Origin of the sequence: Thioclava sp. GXIMD4215, assembly GCF_045291555.1 — a bacterium.
Classification (GTDB): domain Bacteria; phylum Pseudomonadota; class Alphaproteobacteria; order Rhodobacterales; family Rhodobacteraceae; genus Thioclava; species Thioclava litoralis.
On record NZ_CP149515.1, the window covers coordinates 1,235,654 to 1,249,743 of the forward strand.

Consider the following 14,090-nt stretch of genomic DNA (forward strand, 5'->3'; position numbering starts at 1 on the left):
AGTATAGCTGTCTCTCGGCATGGCCTTTCCCCCCTCATTCCGCCAGAACCCAAGTATCTTTAACGCCCCCGCCCTGCGAGGAATTCACCACCAGGGATCCTTCGGTCAACGCAACCCGCGTCAGACCGCCGGGCACAAGTTCGATTTTCTCGCCCACCAGACAATAGGGCCGCAGATCCACATGGCGCGGGGCCACCCCCTCGTTGACGAAGGTCGGCGTGGTCGACAGCGCCAGCGTCGGCTGGGCGATGTAATTATCGGGATCATCCTCGATCTTGCGGCGGAAGGCCTCGATCTGCTCTTTGGTCGATTTGGGGCCGACCAGCATGCCATAGCCCCCCGAGCCATGCACTTCCTTCACCACTAGCTCCGGCAGGTTCGCCAGCACATATTTCAGATCATCGGGCTTGGCGCATTGCCAAGTAGGCACGTTCTGCAAGATCGGCTCTTCGCCCAGATAGAAGCGGATCATCTCGGGGACAAAGGTATAGACGGCCTTGTCATCGGCCACACCCGCACCGGGCGCAGAACAGATACTGACCCCGCCCGAGCGGTAGCAATCCATCAGCCCCGGCACGCCCAGCATGGAATCGGGGCGGAAACACAGCGGGTCGAGGAAGGCGTCATCGATCCGGCGGTAGATCACATCGACCTTCTTCGGGCCTTCCGTCGTGCGCATCCAGACAAAACCGCCCTCGCAGAATAGATCCGGCCCTTCGACCAGTTCGACCCCCATCAGATCGGCGAGGAAGCTATGTTCATAATAGGCCGAGTTGAAATGGCCCGGCGTCAGGATCGCAATCGTCGGGTCCTTGTCGCATTTGGCAGGCGCGACCGAGGCCAGCGTCCGGCGTAGCGCCTCGGCATAGCCATCCACCGGCTCGATCCGGTTTTCATGGAACAGCTTGGGGAACATCCGCATCATGATCTCGCGGTTCTCCAGCATATAGCTGACACCCGAGGGCGTGCGGCAGTTATCCTCCAGCACGAAGAAATCCTCCGGCCCCGTGCGCACCAGATCGATGCCCACGATATGGCTGTAGATGCCCATCGCAGGCACAAACCCCATGACAGCCCGCTCGAACGCCTCGTTCTGGTAGACCAGCTTTGCAGGGATCTTGCCGGCCTGCACGATCTCCGCCTTGGTATAGACATCCTTGAGGAAAGCATTCAGCGCCCGCGCCCGCTGCTTGATCCCCGCTTCCAGCTTGCGCCATTCCTTCTGGGTGAACACGCGGGGGAACATGTCAAAGGGGATCAGCCTGTCAGGGTCACCCCCTTCGCCATAAACGGCAAATGTAATGCCGATACGACGGAACAGCTGCTCGGCCTCTGCCTGTTTCATCTGGCGCAATTCGGCGGGCATGGCATTGGTCCAGCCCTCCAGCCGCGCATAGGGCTCCCGCACCCGGCCACCATCATACATCTCGTTGAAATGCTGGGTCATTGTGCCTCGACTCCTTCGCCACTTAAGGAAAGCCTAGGCAAGGCATTTCGCGAACGGAAGCTGACCCGCGCCCTGCATGGTATCGAACCCGCAAAAAACGTATGAAATTTAGTCGCAGGATTATTTTTTAGGCAAACTATCCCTGCAAATGGGCGCATCCTTTGCTGAACCCGCATCTTCTTCTCCCCGAGCCCGCCCGATGACCGGACGCTTTTTTTGATCATTATGACGATAATAATTTGTCCGGTTTTGCCGAATGGCAAGAATTCCCTGACAAAAATCGCTCGGGCTTGGCAAATTGGTCAAACCCCGCAAAAAACCGGCAGGGCGCGGCCCTGCAAAACCGCAGCCCCCTTCCCCTCGCCCGCCATGCATCCTATCTCTTGGGAGATACGGCAAAGAGGATATGATGACGCTTCATCTCAAAACCCCCGTCATGGATGCAAACGCAACCGCAGGCACCGGCAAGTTCGGCGCCCTGCCCGAATGGGACCTGAGCGACCTCTATCCGGCGCCCGACAGCCCCGAATATGCCGCCGATATGGCCAAGGTCGAAAAGGATTGTGCAAGCTTTGCCGCCGATTACGAGGGCAAGTTGGCCTCGCTTACGGGCGCGGAAATGGCCGAATGCATCCGCCGCTACGAGGAAATCGAGACCACGGCGGGCCGCATCATGTCCTACGTCGGTCTGCGCTATTACCAGAACACCGTCGACCCCGAGCGCGCCAAGATGATGTCGGATGCGCAAGACAAGATCACCGCTTTCACGACGCCTCTGGTGTTCTTCAGCCTCGAGTTCAACCGCATCGAGGATGACACCTATAAGGCGCAATTCGCGGATGCGGCGGCTGCCCGTTACAAGCCGGTCTTTGACCGCATGCGCGCGATGAAGCCCTATCAGCTATCGGATGAGCTGGAAAAATTCCTGCACGACCAGTCGGTTGTGGGGTCTGCTGCCTGGAACCGCCTGTTTGACGAAACCACCGCCGCGCTGGAGTTCACCGTCAATGGCGAGGTGCTGAACCTCGAATCCACCACCACCCTTCTGGCCGATCACGACCGCGCCACCCGCGAGGCCGCCGCCCGCGAACTGGCCCGAGTCTTCGGGGCCAATATCAAGCTCTTTGCCCGCGTGCATAACACTTTGGCCAAAGAGAAAGAGATCGAGGATCGCTGGCGCAAGATGCCCTCGGCGCAGGCCGCGCGCCACCTGTCGAACCATGTCGAACCCGAGGTTGTCGAGGCGCTGCGCAATGCGGTTGTAGCGGCCTATCCGAAGCTCTCGCACCGCTATTACAAGCTGAAGGCCAAATGGATGGGCCTTGAAACGCTGCAGGTCTGGGACCGCAATGCGCCGCTGCCGATTGAAGCGCCGCGCGATGTGCAATGGTCCGAGGCGCGCGCGATTGTCGATGAGGCCTATGCCTCCTTCGATCCCCGCATGGCCGAGATCGCCAAGCCCTTCTTCGACCGCGGCTGGATCGATGCTGGCGTGAAACCGGGCAAGGCTCCGGGCGCCTTTGCGCATCCGACGGTGACCACTGTGCACCCTTATGTCATGCTGAATTACCTTGGCAAACCGCGTGATGTGATGACGCTGGCGCATGAGTTGGGCCACGGCGTGCACCAATGTCTGGCCGCAGGTCAGGGCGAGATGCTGGCCTCGACCCCGCTGACCTTGGCCGAAACGGCGTCGGTCTTCGGCGAGATGCTGACCTTCCGCAAGATGCTGGAAAAGGCCAAAACGCCTGCCGAGCGTAAGGTGCTTCTGGCGGGCAAGGTCGAGGATATGATCAATACGGTCGTGCGCCAGATCGCCTTCTATGACTTCGAGTGCAAGCTGCATGCCGCGCGGCGCGAGGGCGAACTAACGCCGGATCAGATCAACGCGCTGTGGATGTCGGTGCAGGGCGAATCCCTTGGTCCGGCGTTTGAATTCATGGACGGCTACGAGACCTTCTGGACCTATATCCCGCATTTCGTCCATTCGCCCTTCTACGTCTATGCCTATGCCTTCGGTGACGGGCTGGTGAATGCGCTTTACGCCACCTATGAGGGCGGGCTTGAGGGCTTCCAGGAGAAATATTTCGACATGCTCAAAGCGGGCGGATCGAAACACCACAAAGAGCTTCTGGCCCCCTTCGGCCTCGACGCCTCGGACCCCGCCTTCTGGGACAAGGGCCTGTCGATGATCGCGGGCTTCATCGACGAACTCGAAGCGATGGAAGACTGAGCCTGACACAAAAGCCGCCCTTCGGGGCGGCTTTATCACTTCCGAAGCAGCGAGCGGGCGTCTCACAACCGGATGGTTGAGATGAGCCGCCCGTAATCGGCCTCTTTGGCATGGGTGGTGCGGCGGTAGGAATAGAAGAATTCCGGCTCGGCATAGGTGCAGCGGCCAATCCATTCGGCCTGCCCCACCCCTGCCGCGCGCAAGCGGTGCAGCCCGAAAGACGGCAGATCGAACATCGGGCGGCCATTGGGGCCACCGGCAAAAAAACGGCTATAGGCAGGATCTTCCATCAGGAAGGTCTCCATGAAATCCTCGCCCACCTCATAGGCTGCCTGAGAGATGCACGGCCCGATCACCGCACGGATATTGGCCCGCGCCGCCCCCAGACCTTCCATCGCGTCCAAAGTGGCCTCCAGCACGCCGTTCAACGCGCCCTTCCAGCCTGCATGGGCCGCGCCGATCACCCCTGCCTCGGGGTCGGCAAACAGCACCGGCTGGCAATCCGCGGTCAGGACCGACAGCACCAAGCCGGGCGTTCTGGTCACAAGCGCATCGGCTTCGGGCGCAGGGGCCGCAGCGTCCTCGACCACCGCTGCCACCGCCGAATGGATCTGACGCATCCCCGCAAGACGGGCGGGGGTCGCCTCCATCGCCTCGGCCACGCGGGCACGGTTGACCTCGACCGCCGAGGACAGATCGCTCGACGCCCCGCCGCAGTTCAAGCCCTGAAAGATCCCCGAAGACGCGCCGCCCTTTCGCGTGAAGAAACCGTGCCGGATCGGGCGCAACATCGGGGAAGTCAGGAGTTCAAGCGTGGTGGCCATCGTATCTGTCATCTTCTTCAGCTTCTATTGGATCGGAAACCGGCCCATACTCGGCAGAGGGGCCAAAACGTAAAGAGCACAGGATCACCCCGACGGAGAAAGCCCCGGCGGCAATGGGGCGCCCTCGGGATAAAGCGCGAGGGCTTTGAATAGCTGACCCATTTCTTCGGGATGGGTCAAGCGGCGATGTGCGGCAATATGCGCCTCAAGCGCCGCGCCGCTCAACTTTTTGGCGAGCGCCTGCGCCCGCGCGGTGATGCCCAGCCGCTCCAGAAACAGCCCTTGCGGCGTCATCGCGCTCGCAGCCACGCCTGCGGCATGCGCAGCGCAGGCAAGCGCCTCGAAATCCACATGGGCCGTCAGATCCGCCTCGCCGGGCGTGGCAAAAGGATCAACAGGCACATGCGCGCGCAGCGCCTGAAATGTATCGCCAAGGCTGCGCCAGTCCCCGTAATCGACAAAGAGCGCCATCCCGCCCCGCACCAGACGCTGCGCGACCGCCTCGACGACCGTGGCCGCTTGCGGGCAGATCTCGACGACATCTCCGGGGGCGGTTGCGGCAAAGCGCGGCTCGAGCCTCGCAAGCCGCGTGGCCGGCGAACGCCCTGCCCTGAGCTGGCCACCCTCGGCCCCCACCTGCGTTTCCGCCCAGCCGGTCTCGGTACGGGTGAACTGCCGGATGGGCAGCGCATCGATAAATTCATTGGCCACAAAAAACAGCGGCCTGTCCTGTGGAAGGGCGTCCACAGCATCGGCCCATGTCACCTCGTAACCTGCAAGGGTTTCAGCCTGTATTCCGCGCAGCGTGGCCGAGGCCTCCACCAGATGGATCCGCGCGGCATCAGCCATGTTCGGCACACGGGCCACGACCCGCAGGATATCGGCCATTAAAGTGCCACGGCCCGGACCGGCTTCGGCAAGCAGGAAAGGTGCGGGGCAGCCCTGATCCATCCATGACTGGGCAAGACACAGCCCCACCATCTCGCCGAAAAGCTGGCTGATTTCGGGGGCGGTGATAAAATCTCCCGTCTGCCCGAACGGGTCGCGGGTGGCATAATATCCGGCCTCGGGGTCCAGCAGACAAAGCGCCATATAGCGGTCCAGCCGCATCGGGCCTTCGCTGCGGATTGCCGCAAGCAGACGGGAGGTCAGATCGCCGGTCACGCCGCCGCCCCGACCTTGGGCCGACGCAGGGCGCGCAGCACAAGCACGATACCGATGGCGATCATCGGCAGCGACAGAAGCTGGCCCATCGACAGGCCATATTGGCCGAATTGCACCACATAGCCCATCGGGTCGGTCGGCGTGACAAATTGCGGGTCGGCCTGACGGAAGAGTTCGACAAAGGCGCGCGAACAGCCATAGCCGATCAGGAAGATCCCGCATGCGCCCCCCGGACGGCGCAAAAGCCCGCGCGAGACAAGTATCCACAGCAGGATGCCCAGCACGATCCCTTCCAGCCCGCCCTCATAGAGTTGCGACGGATGACGGGCGCACATACCGTCCACCTGCCCCGCAAGACCGAGGCAGGTCTGCGCCGCCTCGCCCGGAAAGATCACGCCCCAAGGCATATCGGTCGGATGGCCCCAAAGCTCGGGCTTGATGAAATTGGCAATGCGCCCCAGCAACAGCCCGATCGGCGCCACAAGCGCTGCGGCATCCCCGATGGACCAGACCGCAAGCCCATGCCGGCGGCAATACAGCCAGACCGCCACCACGACCCCCAGAAAACCACCATGAAAGGCCATACCGCCCTTCCAGACCATGAAGATCTCGAGCGGATGCGCGAGATACCAGCCGAAGTCGTAAAACAGCACAAAGCCCAGCCGACCGCCCAGAATGACGCCGACAATCACCCATGTCAGCAGATCCTCGACCTGCTTGGCAGGCATGGGTGCCTGCCCGCCCCAAAGGCGCGGGGCTTTCATCAGCGCCACAATGATCTGCCAGCCCGCCAGAAGCCCTGCGATATAGGCCAAGGCATACCAGCGGATCGGCAGGTTCAGCCCCGGGATCACAAAGGCATTCGGATCGATTTGCGGAAAATCAATCGCCAGTGGCAGCATCGGCTGTCTCCTTCGAAGGGCCGTCTCTATCGGGCCGAAAAATCGTCTTTTATCGGGGCGGAGAAAGCCCGTCCGAAGGAAAGAAGTCAAGGCAGGAGACTGGTCCAAGCCGAGCGGACACGGGCTTGTCAGCACAGGGCACGCATCATCGGCTGTCGCTCGGGCCTTGTCAGCGCAGGGCGAAGGCCTCATATAGACGTTAACTGCAAGCCAAAGCCCGAGGATCGGAAGCCGCTATGACCGCGCCCAACAAACTCTTTGACGAAATGTCCAAGCTGATGACCAATGCGATGGGTGTGGCGCAAGGTGCCCGCACCGAAGCCGAGACGGCGATGAAATCGTGGATGGATCGCTGGCTGGCCGAGCGGGACTTTGTGACCCGCGAGGAGTTCGACGCCGTGAAAGCGATGGCCGCCAAAGCGCGCGAAGAGAACGAGGCACTGAAGGCGCGTCTGGAGGCGCTGGAAAGCAAGGCCTGAGCGGGCTTTCGTTTTTGCGTGTGTGAAAGGGGGCTGTCTGCCCCCTTCTTCCATTCGGGCAGGCCCGTATGGAATTCATCCCCCGAGGATATTTTGGGCAGCTGGAAAGCAGGCGCGGGCCTTGATCAGCAGGTCTTTGACGCCCGCGCTCATGGGAAGGCGGCCCGCTTCGATGTCCTCAAAGGGGATCATGCGCGCGTCAGACGCGTCATCTGCGGCCTGTGGTTGCGGGGCATCGGCATGGCAGGCAATGGCCACGAGGTAGTAATGCCAGAGCGTCCCGCCCGCCGCATCCCTGGTCAGGAAGTCGCCAGAGTCGATGGTTGCGCCTGCGGTGGCCCGAACGCCGGTTTCCTCGGCCAGTTCGCGCAGGGCGGCTTGGGCCACGGTCTCGCCCCATTCGACCTTGCCGCCCGGAAAGCCCCAAAGCCCCGCATCCGGCGGATTCTTGCGTTTGACGAGAAGCGCATGGGTGTCGCTCAGGCAGACGGCCAGCACGCCGAGACGGGGCTGCGTCATGGCGCAAGCTTCGTGCGGGCGGTCAGGCGGCCATCGGGCGAAAACAGCAGCACCTGGTTGTCGGTGGTGACGATGATAATCCGGTCGGCTTGTTGGGTGAGCGACAGTGCCTGTAGCCCATCGGGCAGGGAAATCGCCTCTGGCAGGGTCAGCTTATTGCCGCTTGGCTGATTGAAGCGGATGACAAGCAGTGTCACGATGGTTAGAAGGCCCGCAATCATGGTGACGGCCAGAGCGGTCACCAGCCATTTGAGAAAGCGCAGCTCTGGCACGGGCGCGTCGGGATCGGAGATCGGATCGGACATGGAACAGCGTATCCTTCGCATCGAAATCGGGGAAGAGCCCCCTGCCGACCGCCTTGATAAGGCCTTGAGCGCACTTGTGCCAGACGAAGAAAACCTGTCGCGGTCGCGGCTGGCGAAGCTGATTGCCGATGGGGCGGTCAGCCGCGAGGGCGTGGCCGTGACCGAGCAGAAGACCAAGGTGGCGGCGGGCGAGGTCTATGAAATCCTCGTGGAAGCCTCGCGCGAGGTGGAGACGGTGGCGCAGCAGATCGCGCTAGACATCCTGTGGGAAGATGACGACCTGATCGTGATCAACAAGCCTGCGGGTATGGTGGTGCACCCCGCCCCCGGCACACCCGACGGGACTTTGGTCAATGCGCTGCTGCATCACTTCGGCGGCAATCTGTCGGGCATCGGCGGCGAGAAGCGCCCGGGCATCGTGCACCGGATCGACAAGGAGACCTCGGGGCTGCTGGTCGTGGCGAAATCGGATGCGGCACATCACGGGCTGGCCAAGCAGTTCGAGAAACACACGGTACATCGTCACTATATGGCGGTGTGTCATGGGGTGCCTTCGGCGGCCGATCCGCGTCTGCGCGGCACCAAGGGGGTGAATTTCGAACAAGGCGGCGTGCTGAAGATCACCTCGCAGCTGGCGCGCCATAAGACCGACCGCCAGAAACAGGCGGTGTGCTTTGACGGCGGGCGTCATGCGGTGACGCGGGCGCGCACCGTGGAAGACCTGCAAGGAGTGGCGGCGCTGATCGACTGCTGGCTGGAAACGGGACGCACCCATCAGATCCGCGTGCATATGGCCCATGCCGGTCACGGGCTGATCGGCGATCCGGTCTATGGCGGGCGGCGCAAGCTGCCGAAATCGCTGGGCGAGGCGGCCATCGAGGCAGCGGCGCATTTCCCCCGTCAGGCGCTTCATGCGGCGACTTTGGGCTTTGTGCATCCGGTGACGGGCGAAGAACTGGAATTTTCCTCGCCCCTGCCTGCGGATATGGAAGAGCTGCTGGCGGCCTTGCGCGGAAATGTTTCAATCTGAACTGATTGGTTCACTTAACTGTCAACCGATGCGTCTTTTGCTTGCAAGCAGGAGACGCATGCTCTTTTCTGTGTCCAAGCCAAAGGGTCAATCTCGGACCTCTCGCCGCCCTTATGCGTTAAGGGGTTTGAAACGACATCTTGTAATGAAAGGCCCGTCTTCCCATATCGGGCCGCCACACACCAAAAGAAAGGGGTTCACATGTCGAGTTACACCAACCTTCCAGCCCCAAGTCCCGAACAGGGGCTGAACCGCTATCTTCAGGAAATCCGCAAGTTCCCGCTGCTGGAGCCGGAAGAGGAATATATGCTGGCCAAACGCTGGGTGGACCATCAGGACGCGAAATCCGCGCATAAGATGGTGACATCGCACCTGCGTCTGGCCGCCAAGATCGCCATGGGCTATCGCGGCTATGGTCTGCCGCAGGCCGAGGTGATCTCCGAGGCCAATGTCGGTCTGATGCAGGCCGTGAAACGCTTTGATCCCGAGAAAGGCTTCCGCCTTGCGACCTATGCGATGTGGTGGATCCGTGCGGCCATTCAGGAATATATCCTGCGGTCATGGTCGCTGGTGAAGCTGGGCACGACCTCGGCGCAGAAGAAGTTGTTCTTCAATCTGCGCAAGGCGAAATCGCGGATTGGTGCCTATGAGGATGGCGATATGCGGCCCGAGAATGTGGCCCAGATCGCGCATGACCTGAATGTGACCGAGGATGAGGTCATCTCGATGAACCGGCGTCTGTCGGGGTCGGATGCGTCCCTGAATGCGCAGGTGGGCGCGTCCGAGGACGGGGCCGCGCAATGGCAGGACTGGCTGGAAGACGAGGATGCCGATCAGGCCGAGGCCTATGCGGAATCCGACGAGCTGAATATGCGCCGCGAGATGCTGCTGGCCGCGATGGACACGCTCAATGATCGCGAGAAAGACATTCTGATGGAGCGCCGCCTGCGCGATGACCCCGTCACGCTTGAGGATCTTTCGTCGAAATATGACGTCTCGCGCGAACGTATCCGCCAGATCGAGGTGCGCGCTTTCGAGAAGCTGCAAAAGCGCATGCGCGAATTGGCGGCCGAAAAAGGGATAGAGGTGCCGGCCTGATCCGGCCCCACCCGTCAAAAACCGCGGCAGGGGAAACCCGCCGCGGTTTTTTGTTGCGCCTTTTTAAAGGGTCAGAGGTTTCAGCACCTCCGGCTCGATCACATCCACACCCGGCAGGCCTTTGACCATCTCTTCCGCCGATTGCTCCAGCAGCGGGAAGGTCTTGTAGTGGCAGGGGATCACCGTCTTGAAGTCGAAATACTTCTTGGCCGCCCAAGTGGCCGCTTTCATATCCATCGTGAAATGGCCACCGGCACAGAGAATGCCGATATCGGGGGCGTGATATTCGCCCATCCACGCCATATCGGCCATAATATCGGTATCGCCCGAGAAATAGATGCAATGGCCTTCGCCCTTGATCATATAGCCCGATTCGGTGCCGGTATAGACAGGGCCATTCGGGCCATCATAGCTTGAGGAATGGGTGGCATTGACCATCGTCACCTTGGCACCCGCCAGATCGACCGTGCCGCCCTTGTTGAAGCCCAGCGTCTCGATCCCCTCGGCCTCGGCCCAGAAGCCTGCGATATCGGCGATGCAGACCACCGGAATACCCAGCTCGCGCGCGATCGCCACCGTATCGGCGGAATGATCGCCATGACCGTGGCTGAGAAGGATATGCGTCGCCCCCGAGATCGCCTCGGCACGGTGGCCCTCGGGGAAGACCGGATTGCCCGACAGCCACGGGTCGATCAGCAGCACCGCGTCTTCGATTTCAAGCCGGAAACCGGAATGGCCAAGCCAGGTGAGTTTCATGAATAACGCTCCCGTCATTTTATAAAATCCGAAATTCCCTCCTGACTGTAGGTGTCTTGCCCGAAAAGGGAAGTCCCATGCCCGCTTCACCTTGAAAGCACGGGGGCTTGCGGCTAAACCCGAACCCAAATCCAGCGGAGAAACATATGTCCATCGACATCGACACCGCCCGCAAGGTGGCGCATCTGGCCCGCATCAAAGTGGCCGAAGACAATCTGCCCGAGCTGGCCTCGGATCTTTCCAATATGCTCAACCTCATGGAGCAGCTGACCGAAGTTGACGTCGAGGGCGTAGAGCCCATGACCTCGGTCAGCCCGCAGCGCCTCAAGCGCCGCGTCGACGAGGTGACCGATGGCAATTATCAGGACAAGATCCTCAAGAACGCCCCCGATGCCCGCGAGGGCTTCTTTGCCGTGCCGAAGGTGGTGGAATGACCCTAAATACGCTGAAAATCTCCGAAGCCCGTGACGCGCTGCGCAAGGGCGAGACGACGTCGGTCGAGCTGACCGAAAGCTGCCTGAAGGCGATTGAGGGCGCGGATGCGCTCAACGCATGGTGCGCCAAGACCCCCGAGATGGCGCTGGACATGGCGAAAGCGGCGGATGCCCGTATCAAGGCAGGCGATGCGCCCGCCATGTGCGGCATCCCGCTGGGGATCAAAGACCTCTTCGCCGTGAAGGGCGTGCCCACGCAGGCAGGGTCGAACATCCTCAAGGGCTTCAAACCCGAATATGAATCCACCGTCACCCAGAACCTCTGGGATGCGGGCGCGGTCATGCTGGGCAAGCTCTCGATGGATGAATTCGCGATGGGTTCGTCGAATGAAACCGCCTGCTACGGCCCCGCGATCAACCCGTGGAAAGTCGATGACAAAGCCCGTACGCCGGGCGGGTCTTCGGGCGGTTCGGCGGCGGCTGTTGCAGCCGACCTCTGTCTGGCGGCGACCGGCACCGATACCGGCGGCTCGATCCGTCAGCCCGCGGCCTTCACCGGCATCACCGGCATCAAGCCGACCTATGGTCGCTGCTCGCGCTGGGGTGTGGTGGCCTATGCCTCCTCGCTCGATCAGGCCGGCCCGATGACCAAGGACGTGCGCGATGCGGCAATCATGCTGCAGGCGATGTGCTCGCATGACCCGAAGGATTCGACCTCGACCGAGATCGCGGTTCCGGATTTCGAAGCGGCGCTGACCGGCGACATCCGTGGCAAGAAAATCGGCATCCCGAAGGAATACCGCCTCGACGGCATGCCCGAAGAGATCGCGGCCCTTTGGGACAACGGCATGGCGATGATGCGCGATGCAGGCGCCGAGATCGTGGATATCTCGCTGCCCCATACCAAATACGCCCTGCCCGCCTATTACGTGATCGCGCCTGCCGAGGCGTCGTCCAACCTCGCCCGCTATGACGGGGTGCGCTACGGCCACCGCGCGACTTTGGGTAAGGGCGATGGCATCGACGACATGTATGCGAAAACCCGCGCCGAGGGCTTCGGCCCCGAGGTGCAGCGCCGCATCATGATCGGCACCTATGTGCTGTCGGCGGGCTTCTATGACGCCTATTACAACCGCGCACGTAAGGTCCGCGCCCTGATCAAATGCGACTTCGAGCAGGCATTTGCTGCTGGCATCGACGCCATTCTTGCCCCCGCGACGCCCTCTTCGGCCTTCGCCCTTGGCGAGATGAAGGATGCCGATCCGGTCAAGATGTATCTCAATGACGTGTTCACGGTCACCCTGAACCTTGCGGGCCTGCCCGGTGTCGCGGTACCCGTTGGCCTTGACAAACAAGGGCTTCCGTTGGGGCTGCAACTGATCGGGCGTCCGTGGGAAGAAGGCGAACTGCTGAACCACGCCCTTGTGCTTGAACGTGCGGCAGGCTTCAATGCCAAGCCGAACCAATGGTGGTAATGGAGTAAACACATGCGCGCGCCAGTTCTCGGACTTTCCCTGACCCTTTCGGTGCTGGCGCTGGCCGCCTGCCAACCCAGCGTGCCGAATTCGGCCGCTGGCGTCGGTGCGCCCGCAATCGCGGGCAACGAAAGCTATCGCGATTACATGGCGCAGCGCGAGGCGCAACTTCAGGGCGGCACAGCCGCCACCACCACCCCCGTCACCGGCGGGCAGCCGATGTCGGCGATGGGCGATGCGGCGGCCCCCGCCAGCAACGATCCCAATGCGCAGCTCGGGGCCGATACGCTTGCGGCGCTGAATGCGACAGCGGCGCAATCCAGCCCGCAGGAAGTCACCGATTACGCACCGGCCTCCTCGCCCTATTCCAGCACGGCCACAGCGGCAGAGCGGGCCGAGGACACGTTCCAGACGCCAGCACCGGCCCAGAAGACCTCGGGCGACACCTATAGCGCGGGCTCTGGTGCCAGCGGCCCCAATCTGGCCGCTTATGCGCTTTCGGTCAGCAACCAGCCGGGGCAAGCGACCTATCCGCGTGGCGGGATCAAATTCACCTCGACCACCAAAGCCTGCGCGAAATATGTCTCGCCCGATCAGGCCCAGATCGCCTTTCTGGCCAATGGCGGCCCCGAGAAAGATCCGGGCAATCTTGACCCCGATGGCGACGGTTTCGCCTGTGGTTGGGACCCCCGCCCCTTCCAGAACGCCCGCAACTGATGGCGGCGGCTTTCCCCTCGCCCAATCACGGGGAACGGCGCAATGGGGCAGAGCCTGACCATGTGGTTCTGCATTTCACCGCGATGCAGGACATGGCCTCGGCCCGCGACCGCCTGTGCGATCCGGCAGCCGAGGTTTCGGCGCATTGGCTGATCGGCAATGACGGCACGGCGGTGCAACTGGTCGATGAGGCGCGCCGCGCATGGCATGCCGGTGTCGGGCGGTGGGGCGCATGTAGCGACCTGAATTCACATTCCATCGGGATCGAGCTCGATAACCCGGGCGACAGGCCGTTTTCCAACCGGCAGATGGAGACGCTGGAAACGCTATTGCGGCGGATCCTCGACGATTGGCGGATCGCCCCGCAGAATGTGATCGCCCATTCCGACATGGCCCCGGCGCGTAAATTCGACCCCGGTCCGCGCTTCGACTGGGCGCGGCTTGCACGTCAGGGACTGGCTGTCCTGCCGCAGGCCCCGCTGCTACCACGGGCACCGGACAAGGCGCAGTTTCTGATCCTCGCGCAGCTTTTCGGCTATACCTCGCCGGATCACGAGCATGTTCTGTCGGCCTTCCGGCTGCGGTTCCGCCCCTTGCACACAGGCCCACTTGACCCGACCGACATGGCGCTGATCGCGGCACTTGCCCGTGATTACGGGCAAGACGGCGACCAATGGCGGGCATGTTAAGGGCCGCAGAAGCGGCCC

General features: G+C 62.1%; 15 protein-coding genes. 8 read left to right on the plus strand and 7 right to left on the minus strand.

The genetic code is table 11. The features are described from left to right. Positions 1 to 34 precede the first annotated feature (34 nt). The gene (locus WDB86_RS06020; protein WP_339109353.1) at positions 35 to 1,447 is read right to left on the minus strand and encodes a circularly permuted type 2 ATP-grasp protein; all 1,413 of its coding nucleotides are present in this window, start codon (positions 1,445 to 1,447) and stop codon (positions 35 to 37) included. Between the two features lie 409 nt (positions 1,448 to 1,856). Between WDB86_RS06020 and WDB86_RS06025 the strand changes: the two genes are divergently transcribed. Continuing rightward, positions 1,857 to 3,680: a M3 family oligoendopeptidase gene (locus WDB86_RS06025; protein WP_406736885.1), complete on the plus strand. Its 1,824-nt coding sequence runs from the start codon at positions 1,857 to 1,859 to the stop codon at positions 3,678 to 3,680. Positions 3,681 to 3,742: 62 nt separating this feature from the next. On the opposite strand, the gene pgeF is transcribed toward WDB86_RS06025, so the two are convergent. The 3 genes from pgeF to lgt all read right to left on the minus strand — a co-directional run bounded on the left by pgeF (position 3,743) and on the right by lgt (position 6,570). Continuing rightward, on the minus strand, positions 3,743 to 4,516 hold the full coding sequence (gene pgeF / locus WDB86_RS06030; protein ID WP_406736886.1) for a peptidoglycan editing factor PgeF: 774 nt from the start codon (positions 4,514 to 4,516) through the stop codon (positions 3,743 to 3,745). 72 nt (positions 4,517 to 4,588) lie between these two features. Continuing rightward, entirely contained in the window at positions 4,589 to 5,614 is a 1,026-nt protein-coding gene (locus tag WDB86_RS06035; protein WP_406737024.1) for a class I SAM-dependent methyltransferase, read from the minus strand. 50 nt (positions 5,615 to 5,664) lie between these two features. Beyond that, on the minus strand, positions 5,665 to 6,570 hold the full coding sequence (gene lgt, locus WDB86_RS06040) for a prolipoprotein diacylglyceryl transferase (RefSeq protein ID WP_339109351.1): 906 nt from the start codon (positions 6,568 to 6,570) through the stop codon (positions 5,665 to 5,667). 236 nt (positions 6,571 to 6,806) lie between these two features. On the opposite strand from lgt, the gene WDB86_RS06045 reads away from it, so the two are divergent. After that, positions 6,807 to 7,049, plus strand: coding sequence for an accessory factor UbiK family protein (locus tag WDB86_RS06045; RefSeq protein WP_339109350.1), 243 nt, complete (start codon positions 6,807 to 6,809; stop codon positions 7,047 to 7,049). A gap of 75 nt (positions 7,050 to 7,124) precedes the next feature. Here WDB86_RS06045 and WDB86_RS06050 read toward each other — a convergent pair whose 3' ends face one another. Further along, positions 7,125 to 7,568 carry an NUDIX hydrolase gene (locus WDB86_RS06050; protein WP_406736887.1) on the minus strand — a complete coding sequence of 148 codons (444 nt, stop codon included), beginning with the start codon at positions 7,566 to 7,568 and terminating at the stop codon, positions 7,125 to 7,127. After that, a complete protein-coding gene (locus WDB86_RS06055; protein WP_339109348.1) occupies positions 7,565 to 7,873 on the minus strand; it encodes a DUF6476 family protein in 309 nt (102 codons plus the stop codon). Before WDB86_RS06055 ends, WDB86_RS06050 begins: the two co-directional genes overlap by 4 nt. Between WDB86_RS06055 and WDB86_RS06060 the strand changes: the two genes are divergently transcribed. Both WDB86_RS06060 and rpoH read left to right on the plus strand, forming a co-directional pair. Continuing rightward, a complete protein-coding gene (locus WDB86_RS06060) occupies positions 7,872 to 8,903 on the plus strand; it encodes an RluA family pseudouridine synthase (RefSeq protein WP_406720476.1) in 1,032 nt (343 codons plus the stop codon). The genes WDB86_RS06055 and WDB86_RS06060 overlap by 2 nt on opposite strands. A 201-nt stretch (positions 8,904 to 9,104) precedes the next feature. Beyond that, a complete protein-coding gene (gene rpoH / locus WDB86_RS06065) occupies positions 9,105 to 10,001 on the plus strand; it encodes an RNA polymerase sigma factor RpoH (RefSeq protein ID WP_339109346.1) in 897 nt (298 codons plus the stop codon). 63 nt (positions 10,002 to 10,064) lie between these two features. On the opposite strand, the gene WDB86_RS06070 is transcribed toward rpoH, so the two are convergent. Next, positions 10,065 to 10,757, minus strand: a complete 693-nt coding sequence (locus tag WDB86_RS06070) for a metal-dependent hydrolase (RefSeq protein ID WP_339109345.1) — start codon at positions 10,755 to 10,757, stop codon at positions 10,065 to 10,067. Between the two features lie 146 nt (positions 10,758 to 10,903). Between WDB86_RS06070 and gatC the strand changes: the two genes are divergently transcribed. Genes gatC through WDB86_RS06090 form a run of 4 tightly spaced genes read left to right on the plus strand, consistent with a single transcriptional unit; the run spans position 10,904 to position 14,072 of the window. Then, the gene (gene gatC, locus WDB86_RS06075; protein WP_339113188.1) at positions 10,904 to 11,191 is read left to right on the plus strand and encodes an Asp-tRNA(Asn)/Glu-tRNA(Gln) amidotransferase subunit GatC; all 288 of its coding nucleotides are present in this window, start codon (positions 10,904 to 10,906) and stop codon (positions 11,189 to 11,191) included. Beyond that, positions 11,188 to 12,666, plus strand: a complete 1,479-nt coding sequence (gatA, locus tag WDB86_RS06080) for an Asp-tRNA(Asn)/Glu-tRNA(Gln) amidotransferase subunit GatA (RefSeq protein ID WP_406736888.1) — start codon at positions 11,188 to 11,190, stop codon at positions 12,664 to 12,666. The genes gatC and gatA overlap by 4 nt, the downstream gene beginning before the upstream one ends. Before the next feature lie 12 nt (positions 12,667 to 12,678). Next, complete coding sequence (locus tag WDB86_RS06085; protein ID WP_339109342.1) at positions 12,679 to 13,383, plus strand: hypothetical protein; 705 nt, start codon at positions 12,679 to 12,681, stop codon at positions 13,381 to 13,383. Then, positions 13,383 to 14,072 carry an N-acetylmuramoyl-L-alanine amidase gene (locus WDB86_RS06090; RefSeq protein WP_406736889.1) on the plus strand — a complete coding sequence of 230 codons (690 nt, stop codon included), beginning with the start codon at positions 13,383 to 13,385 and terminating at the stop codon, positions 14,070 to 14,072. The genes WDB86_RS06085 and WDB86_RS06090 overlap by 1 nt, the downstream gene beginning before the upstream one ends. The last annotated feature ends 18 nt before the right edge of the window (positions 14,073 to 14,090 follow it).

Coding starts and splice junctions, on each gene's coding strand:
- WDB86_RS06020 (WP_339109353.1), bottom strand. CDS start 1,447: ATGACCCAGCATTTCAACGAGATGTATGATGGTGGCCGGGTGCGGGAG.
- WDB86_RS06025 (WP_406736885.1), top strand. CDS start 1,857: ATGACGCTTCATCTCAAAACCCCCGTCATGGATGCAAACGCAACCGCA.
- pgeF (WP_406736886.1), bottom strand. CDS start 4,516: ATGACAGATACGATGGCCACCACGCTTGAACTCCTGACTTCCCCGATG.
- WDB86_RS06035 (WP_406737024.1), bottom strand. CDS start 5,614: ATGCGGCTGGACCGCTATATGGCGCTTTGTCTGCTGGACCCCGAGGCC.
- lgt (WP_339109351.1), bottom strand. CDS start 6,570: ATGCTGCCACTGGCGATTGATTTTCCGCAAATCGATCCGAATGCCTTT.
- WDB86_RS06045 (WP_339109350.1), top strand. CDS start 6,807: ATGACCGCGCCCAACAAACTCTTTGACGAAATGTCCAAGCTGATGACC.
- WDB86_RS06050 (WP_406736887.1), bottom strand. CDS start 7,568: ATGACGCAGCCCCGTCTCGGCGTGCTGGCCGTCTGCCTGAGCGACACC.
- WDB86_RS06060 (WP_406720476.1), top strand. CDS start 7,872: ATGGAACAGCGTATCCTTCGCATCGAAATCGGGGAAGAGCCCCCTGCC.
- WDB86_RS06055 (WP_339109348.1), bottom strand. CDS start 7,873: ATGTCCGATCCGATCTCCGATCCCGACGCGCCCGTGCCAGAGCTGCGC.
- rpoH (WP_339109346.1), top strand. CDS start 9,105: ATGTCGAGTTACACCAACCTTCCAGCCCCAAGTCCCGAACAGGGGCTG.
- WDB86_RS06070 (WP_339109345.1), bottom strand. CDS start 10,757: ATGAAACTCACCTGGCTTGGCCATTCCGGTTTCCGGCTTGAAATCGAA.
- gatC (WP_339113188.1), top strand. CDS start 10,904: ATGTCCATCGACATCGACACCGCCCGCAAGGTGGCGCATCTGGCCCGC.
- gatA (WP_406736888.1), top strand. CDS start 11,188: ATGACCCTAAATACGCTGAAAATCTCCGAAGCCCGTGACGCGCTGCGC.
- WDB86_RS06085 (WP_339109342.1), top strand. CDS start 12,679: ATGCGCGCGCCAGTTCTCGGACTTTCCCTGACCCTTTCGGTGCTGGCG.
- WDB86_RS06090 (WP_406736889.1), top strand. CDS start 13,383: ATGGCGGCGGCTTTCCCCTCGCCCAATCACGGGGAACGGCGCAATGGG.